Source organism: Gottschalkia purinilytica (assembly GCF_001190785.1).
Lineage (GTDB): Bacteria > Bacillota > Clostridia > Tissierellales > Gottschalkiaceae > Gottschalkia_A > Gottschalkia_A purinilytica.
In genome coordinates this window covers 1-23,279 of sequence record NZ_LGSS01000016.1, presented here as the reverse complement: position 1 = coordinate 23,279, position 23,279 = coordinate 1, and the positions used below count along the sequence as shown (strand labels likewise).

23 protein-coding genes and 3 tRNA genes are annotated in these 23,279 nt (G+C 26.2%); 7 read left to right on the top strand and 19 right to left on the bottom strand.

Going from position 1 to position 23,279, the window contains the following annotated elements:
- Nucleotides 1-25 precede the first annotated feature (25 nt).
- Nucleotides 26-1,960, bottom strand: coding sequence for a transporter substrate-binding domain-containing protein (locus CLPU_RS13435; RefSeq protein WP_082154241.1), 1,935 nt, complete (start codon nucleotides 1,958-1,960; stop codon nucleotides 26-28).
- A 259-nt stretch (nucleotides 1,961-2,219) separates the two neighbouring features.
- Between CLPU_RS13435 and rpoN the strand changes: the two genes are divergently transcribed.
- Entirely contained in the window at nucleotides 2,220-3,596 is a 1,377-nt protein-coding gene (rpoN, locus tag CLPU_RS13430) for an RNA polymerase factor sigma-54 (protein WP_050356185.1), read from the top strand.
- Nucleotides 3,597-3,651: 55 nt separating this feature from the next.
- Here rpoN and brnQ read toward each other — a convergent pair whose 3' ends face one another.
- The 14 genes from brnQ to CLPU_RS13365 form a co-directional block, all read right to left on the bottom strand.
- Nucleotides 3,652-4,962 (bottom strand): branched-chain amino acid transport system II carrier protein, encoded by a 1,311-nt coding sequence (gene brnQ / locus CLPU_RS13425; protein WP_050356184.1) that lies wholly within the window; start codon nucleotides 4,960-4,962, stop codon nucleotides 3,652-3,654.
- Between the two features lie 266 nt (nucleotides 4,963-5,228).
- A tRNA-Cys gene (locus CLPU_RS13420) sits at nucleotides 5,229-5,303 on the bottom strand.
- A 12-nt stretch (nucleotides 5,304-5,315) separates the two neighbouring features.
- A tRNA-Gly gene (locus CLPU_RS13415) sits at nucleotides 5,316-5,390 on the bottom strand.
- Nucleotides 5,391-5,395: 5 nt separating this feature from the next.
- A tRNA-Phe gene (locus tag CLPU_RS13410) sits at nucleotides 5,396-5,471 on the bottom strand.
- Nucleotides 5,472-5,735: 264 nt separating this feature from the next.
- Nucleotides 5,736-6,617, bottom strand: coding sequence for an Hsp33 family molecular chaperone HslO (hslO, locus tag CLPU_RS13405; protein WP_050356183.1), 882 nt, complete (start codon nucleotides 6,615-6,617; stop codon nucleotides 5,736-5,738).
- 208 nt (nucleotides 6,618-6,825) lie between these two features.
- On the bottom strand, nucleotides 6,826-7,026 hold the full coding sequence (locus tag CLPU_RS13400; RefSeq protein WP_050356182.1) for a cold-shock protein: 201 nt from the start codon (nucleotides 7,024-7,026) through the stop codon (nucleotides 6,826-6,828).
- Between the two features lie 100 nt (nucleotides 7,027-7,126).
- The gene (locus CLPU_RS13395) at nucleotides 7,127-7,873 is read right to left on the bottom strand and encodes a class I SAM-dependent DNA methyltransferase (RefSeq protein ID WP_050356181.1); all 747 of its coding nucleotides are present in this window, start codon (nucleotides 7,871-7,873) and stop codon (nucleotides 7,127-7,129) included.
- A gap of 381 nt (nucleotides 7,874-8,254) precedes the next feature.
- Nucleotides 8,255-8,473, bottom strand: coding sequence for an alpha/beta-type small acid-soluble spore protein (locus tag CLPU_RS13390; RefSeq protein WP_050356180.1), 219 nt, complete (start codon nucleotides 8,471-8,473; stop codon nucleotides 8,255-8,257).
- A gap of 304 nt (nucleotides 8,474-8,777) precedes the next feature.
- Nucleotides 8,778-9,758, bottom strand: coding sequence for a type II CAAX endopeptidase family protein (locus tag CLPU_RS13385; protein WP_050356179.1), 981 nt, complete (start codon nucleotides 9,756-9,758; stop codon nucleotides 8,778-8,780).
- 88 nt (nucleotides 9,759-9,846) lie between these two features.
- A complete protein-coding gene (gene hpt, locus CLPU_RS13380) occupies nucleotides 9,847-10,374 on the bottom strand; it encodes a hypoxanthine phosphoribosyltransferase (protein ID WP_050356178.1) in 528 nt (175 codons plus the stop codon).
- Nucleotides 10,375-10,485: 111 nt separating this feature from the next.
- The gene (locus CLPU_RS13375) at nucleotides 10,486-12,525 is read right to left on the bottom strand and encodes an N-6 DNA methylase family protein (RefSeq protein ID WP_050356177.1); all 2,040 of its coding nucleotides are present in this window, start codon (nucleotides 12,523-12,525) and stop codon (nucleotides 10,486-10,488) included.
- 18 nt (nucleotides 12,526-12,543) lie between these two features.
- Nucleotides 12,544-12,684 carry a hypothetical protein gene (locus CLPU_RS17540; RefSeq protein WP_164492061.1) on the bottom strand — a complete coding sequence of 47 codons (141 nt, stop codon included), beginning with the start codon at nucleotides 12,682-12,684 and terminating at the stop codon, nucleotides 12,544-12,546.
- A 55-nt stretch (nucleotides 12,685-12,739) separates the two neighbouring features.
- Nucleotides 12,740-13,459: a single-stranded DNA-binding protein gene (locus CLPU_RS13370; RefSeq protein ID WP_050356176.1), complete on the bottom strand. Its 720-nt coding sequence runs from the start codon at nucleotides 13,457-13,459 to the stop codon at nucleotides 12,740-12,742.
- Between the two features lie 304 nt (nucleotides 13,460-13,763).
- The gene (locus tag CLPU_RS13365) at nucleotides 13,764-15,056 is read right to left on the bottom strand and encodes a Mur ligase family protein (protein WP_050356175.1); all 1,293 of its coding nucleotides are present in this window, start codon (nucleotides 15,054-15,056) and stop codon (nucleotides 13,764-13,766) included.
- A 169-nt stretch (nucleotides 15,057-15,225) separates the two neighbouring features.
- Between CLPU_RS13365 and CLPU_RS13360 the strand changes: the two genes are divergently transcribed.
- Together CLPU_RS13360 and CLPU_RS18075 are read left to right on the top strand one after the other, a co-directional pair.
- Nucleotides 15,226-15,414, top strand: a complete 189-nt coding sequence (locus CLPU_RS13360) for a hypothetical protein (protein WP_050356174.1) — start codon at nucleotides 15,226-15,228, stop codon at nucleotides 15,412-15,414.
- A 188-nt stretch (nucleotides 15,415-15,602) separates the two neighbouring features.
- On the top strand, nucleotides 15,603-15,737 hold the full coding sequence (locus tag CLPU_RS18075; protein WP_268760478.1) for a hypothetical protein: 135 nt from the start codon (nucleotides 15,603-15,605) through the stop codon (nucleotides 15,735-15,737).
- A gap of 56 nt (nucleotides 15,738-15,793) precedes the next feature.
- On the opposite strand, the gene pdaB is transcribed toward CLPU_RS18075, so the two are convergent.
- A complete protein-coding gene (gene pdaB, locus CLPU_RS13355; RefSeq protein WP_050356173.1) occupies nucleotides 15,794-16,570 on the bottom strand; it encodes a polysaccharide deacetylase family sporulation protein PdaB in 777 nt (258 codons plus the stop codon).
- Between the two features lie 262 nt (nucleotides 16,571-16,832).
- Between pdaB and CLPU_RS13350 the strand changes: the two genes are divergently transcribed.
- A complete protein-coding gene (locus CLPU_RS13350; protein WP_050356172.1) occupies nucleotides 16,833-17,726 on the top strand; it encodes a phosphatidylserine decarboxylase in 894 nt (297 codons plus the stop codon).
- Between the two features lie 109 nt (nucleotides 17,727-17,835).
- The gene (locus CLPU_RS13345) at nucleotides 17,836-18,783 is read left to right on the top strand and encodes a Na/Pi cotransporter family protein (RefSeq protein WP_050356171.1); all 948 of its coding nucleotides are present in this window, start codon (nucleotides 17,836-17,838) and stop codon (nucleotides 18,781-18,783) included.
- A 106-nt stretch (nucleotides 18,784-18,889) separates the two neighbouring features.
- On the opposite strand, the gene CLPU_RS13340 is transcribed toward CLPU_RS13345, so the two are convergent.
- Nucleotides 18,890-19,582: a 4Fe-4S double cluster binding domain-containing protein gene (locus CLPU_RS13340; RefSeq protein ID WP_050356170.1), complete on the bottom strand. Its 693-nt coding sequence runs from the start codon at nucleotides 19,580-19,582 to the stop codon at nucleotides 18,890-18,892.
- 230 nt (nucleotides 19,583-19,812) lie between these two features.
- Nucleotides 19,813-21,180 (bottom strand): 8-oxoguanine deaminase, encoded by a 1,368-nt coding sequence (locus tag CLPU_RS13335; protein WP_050356169.1) that lies wholly within the window; start codon nucleotides 21,178-21,180, stop codon nucleotides 19,813-19,815.
- A gap of 704 nt (nucleotides 21,181-21,884) precedes the next feature.
- Here CLPU_RS13335 and CLPU_RS13330 point away from each other — a divergent pair.
- Complete coding sequence (locus CLPU_RS13330; protein WP_050356168.1) at nucleotides 21,885-22,091, top strand: alpha/beta-type small acid-soluble spore protein; 207 nt, start codon at nucleotides 21,885-21,887, stop codon at nucleotides 22,089-22,091.
- 95 nt (nucleotides 22,092-22,186) lie between these two features.
- Complete coding sequence (locus CLPU_RS13325) at nucleotides 22,187-22,732, top strand: DUF4364 family protein (protein ID WP_050356167.1); 546 nt, start codon at nucleotides 22,187-22,189, stop codon at nucleotides 22,730-22,732.
- Between the two features lie 80 nt (nucleotides 22,733-22,812).
- Here the strand turns inward: CLPU_RS13325 and CLPU_RS13320 are convergent.
- Nucleotides 22,813-23,279 (bottom strand): cation transporting ATPase C-terminal domain-containing protein (locus tag CLPU_RS13320; protein ID WP_200898594.1); only part of this gene is annotated, 467 nt, incomplete at its 5' end.

The following is a 23,279-nucleotide window of genomic DNA, read 5'->3' as shown; positions in this document are numbered from 1 at the left end:
CAATATCCACCCCTTTGATCATTAATTAATCTGGATATATTGGAAATCGAATAGTAACAAGCGTTCCCTCTCCCTTTACACTCTTTATAGATATTTCACCTTTGTTTTCTTGTACAAGTTGATGAGTTATAGATAGTCCTATTCCATATCCATCTTTTTTAGAAGTGTAAAATGGATCAAATACTTTATTTATATTTGACTTATTTATACCACATCCATTATCCCATATTCTTATTACAGCCTTATCATCTTCAATATGACCTGTTATATCAATTCTTCCTTTTTTAACTATTGCATCAATACTATTTACTATTATGTTAAGTATTATCTGTTTTGTTTGAGACACATCTGCCCAAAATATTAAATTATTGAATTTTTGAGTTATCTTTATTTCTTTTTTCTTAAAATGTGGATTAAGAAGTAGTAAAACATCCTTAATTAATTCATCAAAGTAAACTTCTTGAGGATTTGATTCTTTAGGTCTTGAATAGTCTAATAAAACACTAACAAGATTATTTAATCTATTTAATTCTTGTGGTACTATCCGCATAAGTTGTTCTCTAAAATTAATATTATCAATTTTTTCTGGAATCATGTCTATAAATGCTTTTACTGATGTTAGAGGATTTCTCAATTCATGTGCTACTCCTGCTGATAGTTTTCCAAGTGCCTGCATCTTGTCATGGTGAATAATCATTTCATTCAAATTTTTTTCTTTTGTGTAATCATAAAAATACATTATTACACCTTCAACACACTCAGGACCCTTTATTGGAATAATACTACAATCTATATACTTTATTTCCCCATTTCTTAGTTTCCATTGTATACTTTTTTTCAATGTCTCGTTAGATAATACTCTTTTTATTTCTTCAACTTTTATTCTTTCATATATATCAATATCATGCCAAGTCATACCTTCCTGTATATCTACTTCTAACAGATTTTTAGCAAAGCTATTAAAGTTTATAATTTTTCCTGTAGAGTCAAATGCAATTATCCCACTTATAATACTCTCTATTATCTTCCCTTTTAGTCTATCATTTTGATCTATTTCTTTTTGTTTTTCTTTTATTTCTCTCGTTTGCTTTTCTACTTCTTTCTTTAATCTTTTATTCCAGTAGTATACAGATAATGTAAATCCCAATGTAATAATAATCATTATTTGAGCTATATAAAATAGCTGTTTCCATTTTTCATTTGTATCTGAAAAACTTTCTCCAAACCATTTTTTATATATTTTATCATATGTACCATTTTTCTTTATTCTCTTTATACCTTCATTTAAAATTGCTAATGTTTCTTTGTCCCCTTTTTTAGTTGCAGAACAATACTGTATTGTATGCATAGGCTCTCCTACAATTTTTACATCTTCTATCCTCTTGGTTTTCTGAAGATAGTATAATCCTGTAAGCCTATTTCCAACAAAAGCATCAACTTCATTATTTAACAATGCTTCTATAGCTAATCCCTGATTTTCTTTCTCTAATAAAGTAATATCTGAAACATTTCGTATCAGCTCATCAGATACATCTCCTTTTTGACATGCAACTTTTAATCCTGATAAATCTTTAACTTCAGTTACAAAGCTAGTATCTTTTCTAACGAATATTGCTTGTGAGTTAATAACAAGTTCATTTGAAAATTCAAAAATACTTTTTCTGTATAAGCTTTTTGTCATTCCTTGTACTATATCAACTTCTCCTCTTCTTAAAGACATAAGAGCATCATTCCAATTCATAGGAATTATTTCTATATCTATTCCTAGCTCTATAGATATAGCATTCATTACGTCTACATTAAATCCTTTATAGTTTCCATTCTCATCTACAAACTCATACGGTGGATAGTTATTATCACCTGCTATCTTTAATGTTTCTTTATATCCATAAGCATAAGACTCACTAACCAAGATAAAAATAGTTAATATAATACTTAATACTCCCCTATACCTCAACATAAACCCCCTTAATATCCTTATTTAACTTATTAATCTACTTTATTTCTTAAACTATGAATACTTATTTTTATAATATCAAATAATTGTATTATATGGAAATATGTATTTATACACTTATAAACTAAATTTTATTTTATGGAAATAAGAATCGTATTTAAAATATCGTTTTCATTATAACTATATGTTATAATTTAATTGTATTAATATTTATAATTTTTCAATTACTGACAAATAATATTTATCATTTGGGAGTGATTAAATGTTACAAAGCTTTGATTTAAACTTATCACAGTCTCAAAAGCTAATAATAACTCCAAGATTAAAGCAAGCAATACGAATACTACAATTTAATAATCAAGAACTGTACGATTATCTACAAAAAGAAATGGAAAAAAATCCTTTAATTGAAATAAACGATAACTATGCCTCAGATGAAAATAGATCACTTTATACTAAACAGGAATATAATATAGATTGGAAAAAGTATTTAGATCATAACATAAACAGCGGATATTATAAGTCTTATAGTGTAGGAAACAATGACAAGCCTTCCTTTCAAAATTTTATGTACTATGAAAAAACTCTAAAAGAATACTTAATGTTTCAATTTAATTTATGTAATTTAAAAGGTAAAGATAAAAAAATTGGTGAATTTATAATCGAAAGTCTAGATGATAATGGATATTTAAATAATACAGTAGAAGAAATTTCTGCTCAAGTAAATGAATCACATAAAAAAGTTGAAAGTATTCTTAAAGTAATACAAACATTTGATCCATATGGTGTTGGAGCAAGAGACCTAAAAGAGTGTTTGACTATACAACTTAATATGAAAAAAATAAATAACTTAACAGTTTATCATATAATCAATAAACATCTAGAAGATGTAGGTAAAAATAGACTAAATAAGATAGCAAAATCGTTAAATATTAACATAGCCGAAGTACAAAAGTCATGTGATTTAATAAAGTCTTTAGAACCAAAACCTGGTAGAGAATTTAATCAAAGTGGTAATACTGTTAAATACATAAAGCCCGATATCATTCTACATCATATTAATAACGAATACATAGTACAATCTAATGAAACTGCTCATCCTAATATAATAATAAGTAACTTTTATAAACAGTTATTAAATAATTCTAATGATAAAAATACTATAAATTTTCTTACAGATAAACTTAATTCTGCACTATGGCTGTCAAAAATTTTAGAACAAAGAAAATGTACTATAAAAAAGGTATCTAGCTCTATTCTTAAGTTTCAAATTGATTTTTTTAATAAAAATATATTAAACCCTCTGACATTGCAGGATGTAGCAAATGATATAGGAGTACATCAATCCACCGTAAGTAGAGCAACTAATGGAAAGTATATACAGACCCCTAAAGGTATTTTTGAGTTGAAATTTTTCTTTTCAAATAAAGTTGAAATTAAGGATGGATATGTTTCTTCTTCAACCATAAAATCATTAATAAAAGAAATAATTCAAAATGAAGACTGTAAAAAGCCTTTTAGTGATCAAGAAATATCTAATATATTAGAATCTAAAAAAATTAACATATCTAGAAGAACTGTTGCTAAATATAGAGACGAACTTGGAATACCATCATCTCCTTTAAGAAAAAGATTTTAGTCATAATAAAAACTCCTTTGACAAATTAAGTAAGTGTACAAAGGAGTTTTTATTATTAATTACTATTTAATTCTTGTTTATTGTATTGATGTGTAAATAACTTGGCTATTAATCCCCCTATAATTGCTGGTATAACCCATGCAAATCCTAATGAAGCAAATGGAATTTTAGCTATTAGATTGTTTATTGGTTTTAAACTCATACCTATAGAATCTAAAGTATTAAATAAACTTATTAAAAAAGCTCCTAATACTGCACCTTTATAGATATTCTTATTCTTTATATGTTCATCCACTACATTAAGAATCATAAGAATAATTGCAATTGGGTAAATCAATTTTAGTATAGGATTAGATATTTTCACTATATTATCTACTCCAATTATTGACATTAAGCCACTATATACTGAAATTATTATAATTATTGCCTTATATCCTACTTTACCATTTAAAATCCTACTAAAAAAGTCTCCACATGTTGCTGTAAGTCCTATTGAAGTTGTGAGACATGCTAGAGATACTGTAATTGATAACAATGTTTGACCTATATTTCCAAGTAGACTTTTAACAATATTCATTGTAAGTACAGTTTGATCTGAACCACTACTGAAGACTGAACTTGAAGTAGCTCCAAGATAAGTAAGACCTCCATATATAATTATGAATCCCATCATAGATATAATTCCTGCCTTGATAGTTAAAGATATCTGACTTTTTGTATCATTGTATCCTTTTTGAACAAAGTATCCAATAATAATTCCTGCAAATACCATAGATGCAAGTGCATCCATTGTTTGATATCCTGCTGCAAATCCTTCTGAAAAAGGCAGTTTAATATTTGTTGAAATAGGTTTTCCAATAGGAAGTACTATTCCTTTAACTATAATTATAAGTAATGATATCATAAGTACAGGTGTAAGAACTTTTCCTACCCTATCTATAACTTTTGAAGGTGTAATAGTAAAATATACAGTAAGTCCAAAAAATACTATAGATGTTATGATGGCAGCTTCTTTTCCTGGTGATGTCATAAATGGTAATACTCCCATTTCAAAAGTAGTAGCTCCTGTTCTTGGAATTGCAAGTAAAGGTCCTACACACAGCATTATTAATACTGAAAAAAATCTACTAAATTTTGCACCTACTTCTTTTCCTACATTTTCAATAGATCCTCCTGCTTTTGAAGTAGCTATAATTCCTAATAATGACATACCTGCACCAGTAATTATAAATCCGATCATAGCAGGAACCCAAGATTTTCCTGCCATATATCCCAAGGAAGGTGGAAACATAAGATTTCCGGCACCAAAAAACATGGCAAATAATGCTAGTCCGACAGTAATAATGTCTTTAAATGAGTTTTTCACTTTATTCACTTCCTTTTAGTGTTTTAGACTAGTATAGCTCAAAATAATTTATGTATATCCATAGATTATATATCTTTTTCATACTCGTTTGAAAAGCAAACTTTAGACTTATTAATCATAGGATAGACTTATTATATTGATATAAATAAAATCAAAGAACTGATATTTATATATTGATCTATATCACTTTTATCAATTTATTTGTTATTGATAAATCAATAACAAATAAAAAAACCTTAAAGGCACTTACTCTTTAAGGTTTTAAATGGAGGCGGCACCCAGATTTGAACTGGGGAATAAAGGTTTTGCAGACCTCTGCCTTACCGCTTGGCTATGCCGCCATATTTTTTTATTGGAGCGGAAGACGAGATTCGAACTCGCGACCCTCGCCTTGGCAAGGCGATGCTCTACCACTGAGCCACTTCCGCATATATGGTGCCCAAAGGCGGAATCGAACCACCGACACGGGGATTTTCAGTCCCCTGCTCTACCGACTGAGCTATTTGGGCTTATTTTTCATCTCAAGTTTTTCTCTAGCAACGAATTTTAGTATACTATAATTCTAATATAAAGTCAACATATTTTAGCATATTTTTTATATTTTTTTATTTTGTAATAAGAGATTATTTATTTTAACTTTTACTTTCATGAACATTTAATTTATTTATTTTAATTATATGTTAGTTATTTGAAAATATTATAAAAAATTATAATTTAACTCAATAAAACAAAGTCCTAAAAAATTTATTTTTTTAGGACTTTGCTAATTTGAATTAGCTCTTAGCTTGTTCTAGTATATCTATAAGCTCTTGTTTGTTAAATTGATATTTATGATTACAGAAGTGACAAACTACCTCTGCTTTTTCATCTTCTTCTATTATTTTTGCTAATTCAACTTCTCCTATACTTATAAGCGCTCCTTGGATTCTTTCTAAAGAACAATCACATTTTAATTGTATATCTCTTTTTTCTGTAATTTTCATGTCGAATCCTTCGCATACATAATTAAGAATATCTTCAGGAGTATAACCTTTATCTATAAGAGTTGATACTGGCTCTACCTCGCTTAACCTTTTCTCCAATTTACTCAAAGCTTCCTCTTCTATATCTGGTAGAACTTGTATTATATATCCACCAGCAGCTTTTACACTTAAATCTACATCTACTAATACTCCTAGTGCTACAGCTGAAGGCTGTTGTTCTGAATGGGCGAAATAATGAGTTAAGTCTTCTGCAATTTCTCCTGAAACTAAATCTGATTGTCCTATATACGGTTCTCTTAACCCTAGATCCTTTATAACTACAATCTTCCCATTTCCTATTGCTCCACCTACGTCTAGCTTACCTTTTCTCTTTGGAGCCAAGTCTACACTTGGATTTGAAATATATCCTTTAATTTCTCCTCTGCTGTTTCCAACTGCAAGTATTGACTTTATAAGAGAGTTTCCCTTTATTTGTACTGATACAACATCTTTATCATTTTTTAGCATACTTCCCATGATAGCTGTAGCTGTTAAAGTTCTTCCTAAAGCAGCTGTAGCCGTAGGAGCAGTATTGTGTATTTTCCTAGATTCTTCAACTAAATTTGTTGTTGAAGCTACAAATACTCTGATATATCCATCTTTATCCATAGCTCTTATTATATAGTCTTTCATGATTGCCCTCCCTAAATAATATAACTAATAAGAATCATCATTATCTATTTTATATCAAAATAAATATTTTAACCAAAAAACATTTAAAACCCCGATTAACGGGGTTATTAAACTGATTCAAAACTATTATAAAGGGTAATTTTCTTTTTTAAAAAAACTTTATATATATATATAAACTTCGATTAAATTTCGAGAGTATTATCCCAAATTATAGTTTTGTAACGTTTGTAGCTTGAGGTCCTTTTTGTCCTTCTACTACATCAAACTCAACTTCTTGTCCTTCTTCTAATGTTTTGTATCCATCACTTTCAATAGCTGAGTAATGTACGAATACGTCTTCTCCATTTTCTCCTGAAATAAATCCGTATCCTTTTGTCGCATTAAACCATTTTACTTTACCTTTAACCATCTTAAAACATTCCTCCATATACAAATAAATTAGTAGATTATTATCTATACCTACTCTATGAACCATGTTATCATATCTTCTTATCCTTGTCAATAAGTATTTAGCTGTTTTTTGAAGCTATGAAGAAGATTCTTTCACTTTTTTCACTTACATTGTAAAAATTAAATGCGTCATATGTATCAACTTTACTAAACCCAACTTTTTTCAACATATTTTTCAGTTGATTCTCAGTGTAAGCTTTTTCAATATGTGTTTCGTCAAATCTTATGTATTTTTCATTTTCCTTCATAAAAAACGTTAAATAAAAATAACAAAGACTTTCTTCCTCTATAAACTCATTTTCCCAAGTATAAAATACTTCATCAGTATCTTCTATAAAAGTATTTTCTCCTATTATGTATTTAAGCTTATAGTAAGAATTTATATCAAATATAAACAATCCATTTTTAGTAAGATGTTTATAAGTGTTTTCAAATACCTTATATAACTCACTTTCATCTGTTATATAATTTATACTATCACAACAACATATTATAGATTCAAATTCCTTTTTATTAAGATTAAAATCTATCATATTCTGTTTTAATATATCCACATTATTATAATACTGTAATTTATCATAAGCTACAGTTAACATTTCGTCTGATAAATCAAAACAAGTAACATCTCTTATTTCTTCACATAAATACTTTGTTAAATTTCCTGTTCCACAAGCCATCTCTAGTATCTTATCAGGCTTTTTATTATATTTTTTGAATATACTTTTTATATATTCAAACCACATCTTATAATCAACATCTTCCATCAATCTATCATATAAAAAAGCAAAATCCTTGTATGTTTTCATGTTAATCCTCTTTCTTTAAAATCTCTACAGTTTGGGTTATATCTTTCTATCTTATCTTTCATAACTATATCTGAATACTTATCATAAAATGTTTTCATTATAGTTATAATTATAACCTTTTTAGTGATTTTGAGCAAAGTAAATACCTTGAAAAATAATAACATCTAGTCTTAGTATTTTTACAACATTATAACTTACCTATTAAGTAGAAGCTCTTTAGATTATACCTTATAGTACAATGAAACCATACATATATTTCACTTTATTTTTATACTTTTTATATCTGATAGTTTTTATTTTTTAATATTTAATAAATCTTTGTATTAACTTTAATAATAAATATCTTATTATATTAGCATAGTTCTTTAAAACTAAAAAATTTTATTCTTTTTTGTCCTCTTGTTTTTTCATTGCTTTTTTCCTTACAGTCATTATTCCACCTATTCTTCCTGTTTCCTTAGCTGTAAGTCCACCCCATCCCATTTTTTCTATTTTTTCAGCTAATCCTAGTTCTTTAGCTATCTCATACTTCATTATATCATCTGGTGTTAATACTTTTTTTCTTTTGTCTTTTCTACTTTTTCTTTTTATTTCTGCCATAATCAATCCCTCCTTTTTTCTATTATGTCAATATAGAAAAATAATATACTTATATATGTAAATTTGTAGATTTTAAACTCTTTAATACAATCTAGTAATTGTTAACATTTCTTCAAATATTTTTCCTTGATTTATATTTATCAAAGTGTTAGACTAGTAAACGTTGAAAAAGTACTACTTTCCCGCTACCCCTTTAATATATATTCTTAAAATTTTTAAGAGACTTTATCCCCCAAAAATGAGTCTCTTAATCCAAAAAGGCTATATATAAAAAAGCACCTTAAAAGGTGCTTTTTTCATTATATTATTTATACATATATACCAGTATATGACTACCTATATAGATTAAAATTGTAATTACAATAGGTATTGCTGCCAATAATTTATCACTTGTATTCGTCTTTTCTATTTTCCCTTCTAAATAATCACTATCAATACTATTGTATTTAAAAGATGATAATGAATTTATAGAGTCTACATTTTCAAGTACTCTTTTAGTTTCTGGCAAAGCTCCTAGAAGTGAATATACTACTAAAAATGATACTAATGCAAATGCTCCAATTACTAATAATCCTATTATTAGAAACGTACCATTAATATCAATATTAGTTTGAGCAGGCATATCTGGAGAACTAGCAATTTTAGTTAGTATCAAAGCTATACTATTATTCATAGTGTGACCAATTATTGACGTATATATAGAATTTGTTTTGTACACCATGTATCCTAATAGTATTCCTAAAAATATTGGAGCAAAAAGATTTTGTATATTAAAATGAAATACTCCAAATAACACTCCTGATATAACTATAGCCTTCCATTTTCCTAATTTTTCATATGACTTCATTATAAATCCTCTAAACATTACCTCTTCGCATATCCCTGCTGAAAGAGCAAACATTAGAAATCCTAATATAAATTGGGAGCTTGTTTTAGAAATTGGTAAAGGACTTGGAGCTATTTCCATACCTATAATATTCATAATCACAATTACTATATAGTTAAAAAATATTGCTACTGGATATGAAAATATCATTATTAAAATAGTAATAAAACATTGCTTAAGTGTAATTTTATTAAGTCTAAGATTACTCTTTAAATCATACTTTCTAACTACTAGATATAGCATAATAGGAAGCAATATAATTAAATATTCGGTTATAAATATTCCACTATAAATATTATTTTGTTGTGCTTTCCCACCTAGTGTTAATAGCATTATTCCTAAAATAAAATACATATAGTTTGCTTCTATAATAGAAGGTACTTTTTTTCTCTTTTCCATAAGACGTCCCCCTAGTCTACTGATCTCACTTTCATACTAAATAAATATAAAATAAGCTGATAGTTTATTCTATCAGCCCTAATGTTTATTATTCTTGGAAGCTAAATATATATGGAACTCCTCTATAGTAGTCACCATAGTTTAATCCATATCCAACTATAAATAAATCAGGTATCGTAAATCCTACATATGAAGGTGTTATGTCTACTTTTCTTCTTTCAGGCTTATCTAACAAAACACAAGTTCTAACTGAATTTGGACCTTTAGATTCTAGATGCTCTATAATTTTTTTCATTGTAAGTCCAGTGTCCATTATATCATCTACTATAAGTATGTCTCTTCCTCTTACATCTACATCTAAATCATTTAATATATCCACTTCTCCTGCACTTTCTTCATTATGACCATAACTAGATGTTGTCATAAACTCAACTTGTGTAGGAACATTTATTTGCCTTACTAAATCAGCTGTAAATATAAAGCTACCTTTCAAAAGAGAAACTACAAGTATATCTCTTCCTTCGTAGTCTTGAGATACCCTTTTGCCGACTTCTTTTATCTTTTCTGTAATTTCATCTTCTGATATTATTACCTTTCGCTTCTTATTTTCATCCATTTAAGTACTCAACTCCCTCGGTATTTTTACGTCAACGCCAAAAAATTTCTGTTTTTAAAGCTATTCTATTCTATATAATATATTTTGTCAATATTTAAGATGTTTTGTAGTTTACTTTTTTTGGTAGCTGAATATAAAGGAATATAGCTTGTTTGGATTTACCTTTAATATTTTGGATACTTTTATAATATCTTTATATTTATCCAATAAATCTATAATATCGTTCTTCGTTTTGTTGACATTCATATCGTAATCTAAAGTTGACTTCTCCATAACTCTTTCTACTTCTAATATCTCTTTAAAAGATAATTCAAATATACTATATATAACTTTATCTATTTCTTTTTTTAATTCTTCAATCTTAATTTGGAGTTTATATTTTAGTTCATTAGAGTAGTTTCTATTAGAATTTAGATATTTATTTATTAGTATTATATGTTCTACCATATTTACTAAGTACTGTTGTATTTCTCTGGCAGGAGTTATTATAGGACTATTTTGAATATGAAATATTTTAACTTGTGGGAATACCTTTCCTTTTTCTCTAACTAATGTTGTATAAAGAAAATTATAAAATTTAGAATTCAATAATGCTAGTATATATTTTAGATTTATAATATCTTTATAGTCTTCTTTGACTATAAGAGAATATAGTGTATTTAGCAAATGATAGTTTTCATCATCATAACAACATATAAATCTATCCGATGTTTGACGTATAAGTATTTTATCACTATATATATAATCATTTTTCATAAATGTAGCATATTCACCTTTATCTTTATTTATCAATGATCTATCATTTACCAAATACATTCCTGACCATTTATAGCCATATGAAAAGATATCTTTTCCTTCTAAAAGCCTTTTATAGTTTTTATTTTCTTTTTTATTTTTTACTAGCTTCTTTTTCACATTTCCTGTAGCTATTCCTGCTACTATAGTACTTACATCACTAAGTTTCTGATATTTATTTTTGAATACTTTTTCTCTAAGTTTAAATGTTGTTTCTGAAGAATTTATGTCAAAAACATTATTTAAAGTATTGTAATAATATCTTTGAGGAATCTTTCTGCCTTTTTTATATAATATATGTTTTTGCTTATCTCCATTATCAAATATATCTTTACAACTTATTATATTACTTATACCATCTTTACTTTCTTCTAGACTTAATATAGTCATATTCATATCTACATCTTCAAATATTTGCTCTCCTAAATTTACGATCTCTTTTATTTTTGTTTTATCTAGTATTAGTTTTCTAATAGGTGTAAAATTATTATTGTATAAAATACTCCCTGGTATAATAAACGAAATAATTCCATTATCATTTATCTTATTTATTGATTTTTCAATAAATAAACTATAAAAATCAAATCTTCCAACTGCTGTTACAAAATTACTTTTCAATTCTTTTTTATCATAATATTTATTAATCTTTCTATTTTCTACATATGGAGGATTTCCTAATATAATATCAAAGTTCATATTTTTTATATAGTTATCTTTAAAAAAATCACAATTAAATAAATTATATTTAATATCTAAATATTTTTTTGTCTTTTTTAATGCTTTTAGAAACATTAAAAATTTTGATATTTTTATAGCTACTTTATCTACATCTACTCCATATAAGTTTTTTTCTAGTATTGTTTTAACTATTTCGCTATTACTGAAATTAGTATTTAACTTATATATTTCAAATAAATAATCAAACATATAATCTAAGAATACTCCACTTCCACATGATGGTTCTAATATTCTCATTGACTGTATATCCTTGATATCTATATTTTTAAGAACATTGTTTGTTATATATTCTACTATCCATTTAGGAGTATAATGTATGCTATACTTTTCTTTTTTATTACCTTTTTTATTTAATATATACACATATATTTCAGGTATTAAATCCCCTATAGATACAATATGTTTCTTCATAACATTATTTATTATCTCATACCCTCTTAAATCATAATTATCTATGAACTTTATGCAAACGTCTTCCTCAAAATTAAACGCTTCTCCTAAGTTATCAAGAGATACCTTAATTATAGTATTTATCATTATTTCCTCTATGTTGACATAGCCATAGTTATCTATTAGCTCCTCATACATATTATCTATGGCTGCAAAAAAATCATCCATAAGCATTTCACCTACACACTATTGACTATTTATTTTATTACTATCTTTTCTTAGCAATTTCTTTATGTCTTTAAGTTCTATTAATATTTTATTCAAAGAATATTGTATGCTTATTAATATAGTAAATAAAACAAATAATATTATTACTTTATAATACATTAAAATCACCTCTTAATGTATTATATCAAAAAACAAGACCTTTTATAGGTCTTGTTTAAATAACTACTCCTTGTACTTCTTCATCTTCAGAATTTTCCTTATAATCATCAAATTCTTTTCCTTCTCTATTATTATCATCTTTCAGATATTCTAACTTTGATACAGAAACTTCAAATGCAACTTTATTTAATACTTCACCATCTGTCAATTTCTTTTGATATTCTCTACTTTGAATTCTTCCCCAAAGCTTTATATGATCCCCTACTTCTAATTTTTCACAAAATCTAGCATTTCTTCCCCAGGCTATACATGGTATGTAGTCTGACTTATTATACGGTCTATTTACAGCAATTAATAAGTCCGTTATTTCTCTTCCAAATGGCGTTGTTCTATAAACTGGTTCTTTGCAGATATATCCATCAAGATATATTTCATTTGGCCTTTTAAGTATTTCATTTAATTCTTCTTCATCTTTAGGTATGTATGTTTCTCTGGCAAATATCGTTAAAACTAATCTATTATTTCCATTTACGTATCTATTGTAAGATCTTAATTGTCCCTCTACTACTAAATATTCCCCCAGCTTCAAGTTCACATCCACTAGTAATCTTTCTGATATTGTAACTGGTAGAATATCTACATGATTACTTAATCTAGGAACTTCTAAATCAAATGAATAAAACCCTTCTCCATACATTTCATGACTAAATTCCTTATCACTAGCTATTTTCCCCACAATAGTTACCATATTTGTATCAATTACTTTGTCAGTCATTTTAGACCCACTCCCCTTCTATTCTTATGTTTTTTGGACTAATCTACAACTATGTTTATTCACTACAGATTAATAATATGATTGTTTTTTTATCATTTTCTTTTTTTATCCTTAGTAATATATAAAACATAACGTATTAGTTCTTTATAACCTGTTAAAATACCCCTTAAAAACTCTTTAACAAGCCATATATAATAAAAAAATAAATTAAATTACTGTTTAATTTGTATTTGACACCAAATATAAAAAATCCTTCTCTTTTGTAAAATATTATTAAGAATAAGTAAAAAGCTAGTCTTTTGACCTAGCTTTTTAAAAAAGAAAGTTTTTGTTTATTATATATAGCCTTTAATAAAATATTTTCTCCTTTATTCATTCCCTCTGCTCCTAATAGAAGAACTATATCATTTTTTTTACATATTTTTAATGCATTATTTATAGAATCTTCTAATCTATCATATACACTATATTTTATATTATTTTCTTTAAATTTTTTTTCATAATCTAAAATTAATTTATTTAGACATTTATCTTTTTTTTCTGTAACATCAGTTCCTAATGATAGTATTATGTCATTAGCTTTTAGTATATCAATCCATTCAGATATTATTTCTATATTATCTCTACTAACTTCATTTTCATCGTCTTCATCTATAGAATTTATTACTATTAAGTTATTATAGTCTAAGTTTTGTATAGTATGAAAAACAGCATCATAAGATAATGGATTATTTGTAAACGCATCTATTACTAAAAAATCTTTATCATATACTTTATTCAATCTTCTACTTAGTCCCTTTATCTTCATTAAGGTTTCAGATATAACTTTAATATCTATACCAAAACATAGACATGTACTTATAGCAGCTAAGCAATTATATATGTTATAACTTCCTAATAAATTTAGTGATATAGGAAATTCTAAAGGATCTATCTGTACACCATTTATTGTAGTTATACCTCTTTGTAAACATAAGTTAAAATCAGATACTTTATCAAGCTGTAAACTAGATGCAGTTACACTAGCCTTTCCATTAAATCCATATGTTATTACTACAATATTATTATTACTTTGAACTAAATTTACAGAATTTTTATCATCTTGATTTATTATAGCTATTTTATTTTTTGCTAAAGAATCAAACAGTTTTTTCTTCTCTTCTCTATACTTCTTGATAATACTGTTATAATTAATTTTTTCATAATTGTTAGTATTTATAACTATATCAAATTCTATATTATATTCACTAATAAGAGATATATCTTCAAAAGAAATCTCTATTATTATTATATCTATATTTTTATATTTGAACTTATCCATTAAATCAACTGTAGAGTATGTATCTATCTCTTCTTTATTTAAAATATATTTACCATTAATTTTTAATCCTAGAGAGCTTATCAACCCTGTCCTATATCCTGAATTTGTAAATATCTCCTCTATAATATGAGCTGTAGTTGTTTTTCCATTAATACCTAATACACCTATTATTTTTACATCATTATCCATTTGAGTAATACTTTTGTCAAATCCCCTAGTTATGCTGTACTCAACTTTATTAATAGAATTAACTTCATAAGTATCATGAAAATTCATAAATTTAGCTCTCCTTTTTATTTTTTAAAGAATATAAATTTTTAAGCTATAATTATTTTCTACTATTTATTATTTTTTATGTATATATTTCAAAGTATTCATATATTTCTACTAAATTACATTCATATTTTATATTCTGACTGTAAATAATATTATTGAGGTGATAAAAGTGAATAAAGGAAATAAGTTTTCATCTAAGTCCAAATTCTCTTCTGATAGTTTTAAAGAAGAAATAGCTCAAGATATGGAGATAAGCTTTAGAGATAGAGAAAACAATATGACTAAAGTTACTGATTCTTTTATAGACAGTGTAAAAAAGACAAGTATAGATAAAGAAAGTAATCTTGGTAGATCATAAATATAATATTAATAAATTAATAATATCATTGTAATATATTTAATATATAAAAATGACTAATAATGTTGGCAAGGATTCTTTGTAACAAAAGGATTCTTGCTTTTTTATGAGACTCAGTTATAATTTATTTGTGTACAATACATATTTTTACATTTGTTATATTTTTTATACAAAGGAGGTTTTGTTACATGCACTTAACTAATATAGCTTTTATTCCTGCTACTATAATATTTTTAATTTACTTATCATTAGCTGGACTAAGTATTTATGCCTTAATTTTGTTTATTAAAGCTTTAAGAATCTATATAAGAAAAAATAGTTAATTTAAAAAAGAATCCTTTTAACATAATATCAAGGATTCTTTTATTTATAATTTTATTTATTTTTTAGTTTGTTTCTTTATTTGTTTTCCGTCAACATCAACATCATAATTATCTTTATATATAAGTTCCGATATTGGAACTATTTTATATCCTTCCGCTTGTAGCTTTTCTATAACTAGTGGTAAATATTCAGATACGTATTTTGCATTGTTATGAAATAAAACTATAGATCCATTTTTAACATTTCTAGTAACTGTGTCTACAACGGATTGTGCACCTTTTTCTTTCCAATCTAAAGAATCAACATCCCACTGAATTACATGATATCCTAGTTCTCTACAAGTATTAATAAGATTATCATTATAGTCTCCAAATGGAGGTCTAAATAAAGTAGTCTTTTTTCCAATTACTTTTTCAATACTTTCTTCTGTTGTTTTAATCTCTTTTATAATTTCCTCTTTAGATAACTTTGACATTTCAGGATGATTTGTTGAGTGATTTCCTATTTCATGTCCCTTCTTATCTATCTTCTTAAGTACATCTGGATGTTTTTTTACCCAGAAATCTACTAGAAAAAAAGTTGTCTTTACTTTATATTTATCCAAAGTATTAAGTATATCTTCTGTGTATTCTGTTCCCCAAGCTGCATCAAAACTTATTGCTATCTTTTTTTCTGGTGTATCCACATAATATATTGGAAGTTCTTTTTTATTTGAAAATACATCTAGCGTATTATTACTCATAGTGCTTGTATATAATATAGATACACTTAATAATATAAAAACTGAAATTACTTTAACTACACTTTTTTTAGCAAGTACATATATTTTCATTCATTCTTTCCTCCTTAATGTAATAAGAATATATCTCTTTCTTTTAATTAATATTATTTTCATTATATAAATATGACTCTTATCTTTAAAATTAACAAGTAGAAAAATATAAGTTATAATTGTATAATATAGTTTATATTTTTTTATTAATGTAAACATAAATAAAAATGTATTAATTATTTAGTTTCAAAATGGTTATATTGAACTTAAAAAATATGAAAATTTATAATTATTAAATAAATATAAGATAGAGGTTGATATTATGGAAATTTATTATATAGATAGAAAAACAGGAGAAAAAAAGAAAGAAACTGTAGCGGGTGAAAAATCTTTAAAGTGGATTCATGAGACTAATTCTGGAAAGACGCTATTAGAGTTACTAGTAAAGAAAAAACTATTTTCTACCTTGTATGGTAAAGTACAAGACTTTAGTATAAGTAAAAGAAAAATAAATAGTTTTGTAAAAAATTTGGCTATAGATATGAACGAAGCTGAAATAGAGGATATAAATAAATATAGGAACTTTAATGACTTTTTTACTAGAAAAATAAAAAAAGAATCTAGACCTATTAATTATGATGATAATGTTTTAGCTTCACCAGCTGATGGTAAGATATTAGCTTATGAAAATATTGATATAAATAGCTTGATTCAAGTAAAAGGTTCTTTATATACATTAAAAGAACTTATACAAGATGAAGAATTAGCTAATAAATATAATAAAGGCACTTATATGGTTGTAAGACTTGCACCTTCTGATTATCATAGATTCCATTTTCCTGACAATTGTATACCAAGTAGTATTAAGAAAATTAGTGGTTCTTACTACTCTGTTAATCCAATATCTTTAAAAAATATAGTTAATGTATATTGTCAAAATAAGAGAGAACTTACTATTTTAAATTCAGATAATTTTAAAGAAATACTCTTTATAGAAATAGGTGCAACATGTGTTGGGTCTATAATTCAAACATACACTCCTAATAAATATGTAAATAAAGGTGATGAAAAAGGTTATTTTAAATTTGGTGGCTCTACTGTAATTATGTTTTTTAAAGAAGGGACTGTTTCTGTAGATAAGGATATAATAAAGAATACACTTGAAGGTTTTGAAACTAAGGTATTAATGGGTGAAAAAATAGGACATAAAATATAATTTAAAATATATAAATATCATTTAAGTTACTTGCTCCTAAATTATTTGTACTTGTTTTTTTACACAAGCATATAATTATTTAGAAAAGTTTTATTAGGGGGTAAGTAGCTTGTTAAAACTTACTAGTAATTTATACATAACATTGATTGTAGGAATCATTTTGGGCTTAGCTCTATTCTTAAGTGGTATAAAGATTATGTCCAATACTTTTAAAAACTTTATATCTAATAATCTAAAATCTAAAATTAATAAATTCACTTCAAGTAAATTTATTGGAGTTATAGTTGGTATAGTCGTAACCGCACTTCTTCATAGTAGTAGTGCTACTACCATAATAGTAGTGAGTCTTGTTCATAGTAATATTCTCAATATTTATAACGCAGTTCCTATTATTATGGGTGCTAACATCGGAACTACATTTACTTCACAGTTGGTAGCTTTTAAAACTAGTATTTCTCCGGTAATACCTCTACTAATATTAATTCCAATATTTATAATATTAAGGAAAAGTAGATACAGATCTATTATTAAACTTCTAATAAGCCTAGCCTTAATTTTTTTAGGATTAGACATAATTTCAAATGCAGTATTACCTTTAAAATCTAGTAAAGCATTTTTCAACTTAATTACAATATTGAGTAATAATAAAGTATTATCCATATTTGCAGGTATCCTTATAACTGCAATAATACAAAGCAGTACAACAGGTATAGCAATACTTCAAGTAATGTCAGCTAGTAATATAATTTCTGTTAAGACAGCTATCCCTATTATATTAGGTCAAAATGTTGGAACTTGTGTAGATACTGTAGTTGGTAGCTTGGCAACTAATAGAGAAGGAAAGCAAGTTGCATTTATTCATGTAATATTTAACTTAGTAGGTGCTATCATATTTTTCTTTTTGATAGACTTTTTATACGATATCGTAGTATATTTAACTCCAGATAATCCTTCTAGACAAATAGCCAATGCTCATACATTATTTAATATATTTTCTACTCTAATTCTTTTGCCTTTTTCTTCGTTATTAGTAAATATATCTAAGAAAATAATATAAATTAATAATTATAAATAGTAAAATTCTTAGAATTTCGTAATAATTCTACTTATTAATTATAAGATTCTAAGAATTTTGCTTTATTTAATTTGTATTTAATTTAAACTTATTTTTTAATAACCTTTGTCCCCCTTGGACATCTTGAAAGACATATTCCACAAACTGATCCTCTTCCTATTTCCTTATAATATTGACTCATATGAGTACTACATGCATGTGCGTCATATATATCTTCCCTTTTTAATTTTATATTCCAATTCACTCCTTTTATTGCTAGAGAAGGACATAACTTCATACATATATTACAAGTTCCACATTTTGATTCTGTTACTGGAGCATCATACTCTGCTATCATATTCGTTAAAACAGTTCCTAGTCTAACCCTGGGACCAAATTCTTCAGTAACTAAACAAGCATTTTTACCTATCCACCCAATTCCTCCTTGAGTTGCAGCTGTTTTATGTGGAAATATTCCTTTTAATCTTTCATTTTCGCTTTTAACTGTTTGTGATGCTGGAACTGCCATAGCAAGGTATCCCTCTTCTTGAAGCATCATTGTTATTGATAAAGTTATTTGATCTATAAGAAAATTAACTGTTCTATAATGATGATAATAAGTATGAGTAGGAATGTCCACAACATCATTCATAATTTGATCTGAAAGCCTTATAGCAATAGATATTCCTGTTTGTAAATGTGAAAATTCATCTGGAAGATATCCTGATAAGTTTGCAAATCCGATCTTAGTTACTCCCATACTCTTAGCTTTTTTTATAATTTTTTCTTGTAAGTTATTCATATCTACCTCCATAAAGGTTTAATTCCATAAAATTATATAAAACATATTAGTCAAAATTCATTGTTTTACTTGTTATAAAATATTATGATAATAAATCCTCTTTTTCTAAGTATTTATACCATTCTATTATAGTAAATATTTCAAAGTAAAAAAAGATTAATAGAAAATGTTGTTACTTATTTTCTATTAATCTTTTAAATTAATTTTTCATAACACTAAATCATTTTTTGTTAAGTATCTTCCCTACCTTTCTTCACCATTTCTTTTGATATCTTCCTAGCCATAAAGTTAATTTTATCTTCATCATGTTTTACTAATTTTCCTTTCCTCACAACTACCTTTCCATTTACAATAGTTGTATCAACCATACTACTGTTCCCTAAATTTACTATAGATACTATAGGGTCATGGCTTCCTGCATAAGATACTTCATTTAAATCTATAAGAACAATATCTGCTGCTTTTCCAGTTTCCAAGGACCCTATATCTTTTCTTCCTAAAACTTCTGCCCCACCACGAGTTGCAGTTTTTAATATATCATATGCAGTCATACCATTACTTCCATATTTTAATTTATTTAATAAATAGGCTCTTCTAACTTCTTCCCACATATTTGAACCATCATTACTTGCACTACCATCAACTGCTATACTGAGCTTTACACCAGACTCTAAAAGCTCACTTGTTCTACATATACCACTACCTAACTTCATATTACAAGTTGGACAGTGAGATATTCCTGTATTTCTTAACTTTTTAATTTCTTCATCGTTAAACCAAATACCATGTGCAAACCATACGTCTTCTCCTAGCCATCCTATCTCTTCCATAATCTCTAATGGTCTTTTTCCATACTTCTCTAAACAATATTTTTGTTCATCTAAAGTCTCTCCAAGATGGGTATGTAACATCACACCCTTACTTCTGGCCAAATCTCTAGATTCTTTCATGAGATCTAAAGTAACAGAAATCTGGGAACTTGGAGCTAATGCAACCCTTCTCATAGAAAATTCACTATTATCATTAAATTTATCAATAACTCTAATAGAATCTTCTATAATTTCTTTTTCACTTTGAACAAGTATATCTGGAGGTAGTCCTCCTTTACTTTTACCTGCTGACATCGATCCTCTTGTAGCATGAAAGCGTATTCCCATTTGGGTTGCTGCATCAAACTGAATATCTATAAGTTTACTTGATATGTCTTTAGGAAATAAATAATGATGGTCAGCCGTAGTAGTACATCCTGTTCTTAACAATTCTGTAAATGCTAGCAAAGAACTATAATATACAGCTTCTTCATTTAAATGTTGCCAAAACTTATATGAGTCTGATAACCATGAGTATAATGGCTTATCTTGAACTTCCGGAATACCTCTAAAAAGTATTTGATAAAAATGATGATGAGTATTGACAAATCCAGGAATGGCTGTTAAATTAGAGCAATTTCTTATCTCTGTTTCTCTATCTGGGACAATATCTTTGGAAATAGCCTTGATTTTATTTCCTTCAATTAATATGTTCACATTTTGAAGGATTTCATCGTTGTCATTACAAGTAATAACATGTTGAAGATTTTTCAACATTAGCTTTTTCAAAATAATCCCCCTCTTCGTTTTAAAATTAATTTTTAAAACTCTATAAGAACCTTTTTCATTTGTTTATAATGATCATTCCTGACTAAATTGTATTAATAATTTTCTTTGTCAATTATTAAAAGTGCAAGAAATAGATATGATGTACGTCATATTTAAATTTGAATATTAAGGTATGTAATATAAGAAACCTATATTCACCTCCTTGTTTATAATTATTTCTATAAATATTTATTTTTTCCTTTATTTAAAATATTTTTTATTAATTTATTTAAATTTAACATTCATCAAATTGTTTCTAATTATAAGGTGCCTTATATTTTTTGTAAATAATTGTATATTATTTAGATTATTGAATAATTAAATATGGCAATAATAAAAATATATGTTTTTTCATAAGATATGAATTGTTGCATTTTTAATTTTTCTAATAATCATTTTGATTTATATGCTAAATAGCTTTATTTAATAATTTTTAAAGTCTTTCAGGGTTATGTAATTATATTTTAAATCAATATTAGTTATATATTTTAGTGTTTTCTTAAAAATTTGTTTATTTTTCATTTTTGCTAATAATATCTAAATTTGCTATAAAGTAATGATAATTCATTTAATTTCTAGCATATACTTTTTTCTTTGAGGTTATATTAATATTACAACATCAATAGATGTTGAAAATAAAAATCTCAAGTTTGGAGGGAATATTAATGGCTAGATCATCAAATAGATTAGTAGTTCCTGAAGCTCGTCAAGCTTTAAATCAAATGAAGGCTGAAATCGCTAGTGAATTAGGATTAAGTAACTACGAAAGTATAGATAAAGGAACTTTAACTTCAAGACAAAATGGATACGTTGGTGGATATATAACAAAAAGACTTGTAGAACAAGCTCAAAGATCATTAGCTGGAAAATAGTTAAAGCTAAATAGTTTAAAAAGATAAGTGGTATTATACCACTTATCTTTTTTTATATGATATAATTGTATAATAAAATATAAGAAGGTGATAAAGTGTTCATAGAAAATACTAACGAACTAGTTCAACACAAACTACTTATTCTATATATATTAGATAAAGTAGATATTCCAATGACTAATGCAGAAATCACCCAGTTTGTTCTAGAAAATAATTATATGAATTATTTTATGGTTCAACAATTCTTAAGTGAACTTGTTAATTCAAAATTTATTGAATTTTCAACAAAAGATGGGCATGAATATTATCATCTATCAAATGCTGGAAAAGATACTTTAGATTACTTCAACGATAGGATATCTCAAACTTTAAAAAATGAAATAGATAAACGATACGAAAAAAAGAAACAAGAGATGATAAAAGATACTCAAATTATTGGTAATTCTTACAAAAAAAATGACTCTGAATACATAGTTAATTTAAAAGTAATTGAAAAAGATATAATTCTTTTTAACTTATCTTTAAATGTAGTTTCAAATAAACAAGCACAACTTATATGCAATAATTGGAGAGAAAATCCGCAGGAAATTTATAAAAAAGTTGTAGACTTATTAATTGACGATAAAAGTGGCCATGAATAATTTCCATCTTTAGTTTATAAGTCGAATAAATAAAAGACTTCTTTCTGTAATATCATAAATATTACAGAAAGAAGTCTTTTTTACTTTTTACACAATTTAGATATTTCTACTATAAGAAGTGGTATAAAGGAAATTAAAATCACTATTATAAAGTGAGGTGCATCTAGTTTAACAAGCTTAAATATTTCTCTCAATTTTGTTATAAATATTACACCTAATACTAATAATACAGAAGTTATATTTGCCAATATTAAGTGTTTATTTTTAAATAATCCTATATCAAATATAGATTTATCTATGGATCTTACATTAAGTGCATGTACTAATTGAGAAAAACAAAGCGTAATAAACGCCATAGTTCTACCATGCATTAGGCTAGTTCTAACTCCTATTTGGAACGATATTAATGTAAGTAATCCTATCATAATACCTTGAACTATAATCATAAATCCTAAATCACCTGCAAACATACTTTTGCTTGGATCTCTAGGTTTTCTCTTCATAATATCTGGATCAGCTGGATCAACTCCAAGTGCCAATGCTGGTA

Bases quoted from the DNA above. Each gene is read 5' to 3' on its own strand.
- CLPU_RS13435 (WP_082154241.1), bottom strand. From the start codon at position 1,960: ATGTTGAGGTATAGGGGAGTATTAAGTATTATATTAACTATTTTTATC.
- CLPU_RS13375 (WP_050356177.1), bottom strand. From the start codon at position 12,525: ATGGATGATTTTTTTGCAGCCATAGATAATATGTATGAGGAGCTAATA.
- CLPU_RS13395 (WP_050356181.1), bottom strand. From the start codon at position 7,873: ATGAAAACATACAAGGATTTTGCTTTTTTATATGATAGATTGATGGAA.
- CLPU_RS18075 (WP_268760478.1), top strand. From the start codon at position 15,603: ATGCACTTAACTAATATAGCTTTTATTCCTGCTACTATAATATTTTTA.
- CLPU_RS13365 (WP_050356175.1), bottom strand. From the start codon at position 15,056: ATGAATTTTCATGATACTTATGAAGTTAATTCTATTAATAAAGTTGAG.
- hpt (WP_050356178.1), bottom strand. From the start codon at position 10,374: ATGGATGAAAATAAGAAGCGAAAGGTAATAATATCAGAAGATGAAATT.
- CLPU_RS13330 (WP_050356168.1), top strand. From the start codon at position 21,885: ATGGCTAGATCATCAAATAGATTAGTAGTTCCTGAAGCTCGTCAAGCT.
- hslO (WP_050356183.1), bottom strand. From the start codon at position 6,617: ATGAAAGACTATATAATAAGAGCTATGGATAAAGATGGATATATCAGA.
- CLPU_RS13385 (WP_050356179.1), bottom strand. From the start codon at position 9,758: ATGGAAAAGAGAAAAAAAGTACCTTCTATTATAGAAGCAAACTATATG.
- pdaB (WP_050356173.1), bottom strand. From the start codon at position 16,570: ATGAAAATATATGTACTTGCTAAAAAAAGTGTAGTTAAAGTAATTTCA.
- CLPU_RS13390 (WP_050356180.1), bottom strand. From the start codon at position 8,473: ATGGCAGAAATAAAAAGAAAAAGTAGAAAAGACAAAAGAAAAAAAGTA.
- CLPU_RS13350 (WP_050356172.1), top strand. From the start codon at position 16,833: ATGGAAATTTATTATATAGATAGAAAAACAGGAGAAAAAAAGAAAGAA.
- CLPU_RS13370 (WP_050356176.1), bottom strand. From the start codon at position 13,459: ATGACTGACAAAGTAATTGATACAAATATGGTAACTATTGTGGGGAAA.
- CLPU_RS13340 (WP_050356170.1), bottom strand. From the start codon at position 19,582: ATGAATAACTTACAAGAAAAAATTATAAAAAAAGCTAAGAGTATGGGA.
- CLPU_RS17540 (WP_164492061.1), bottom strand. From the start codon at position 12,684: ATGTATTATAAAGTAATAATATTATTTGTTTTATTTACTATATTAATA.
- CLPU_RS13400 (WP_050356182.1), bottom strand. From the start codon at position 7,026: ATGGTTAAAGGTAAAGTAAAATGGTTTAATGCGACAAAAGGATACGGA.
- rpoN (WP_050356185.1), top strand. From the start codon at position 2,220: ATGTTACAAAGCTTTGATTTAAACTTATCACAGTCTCAAAAGCTAATA.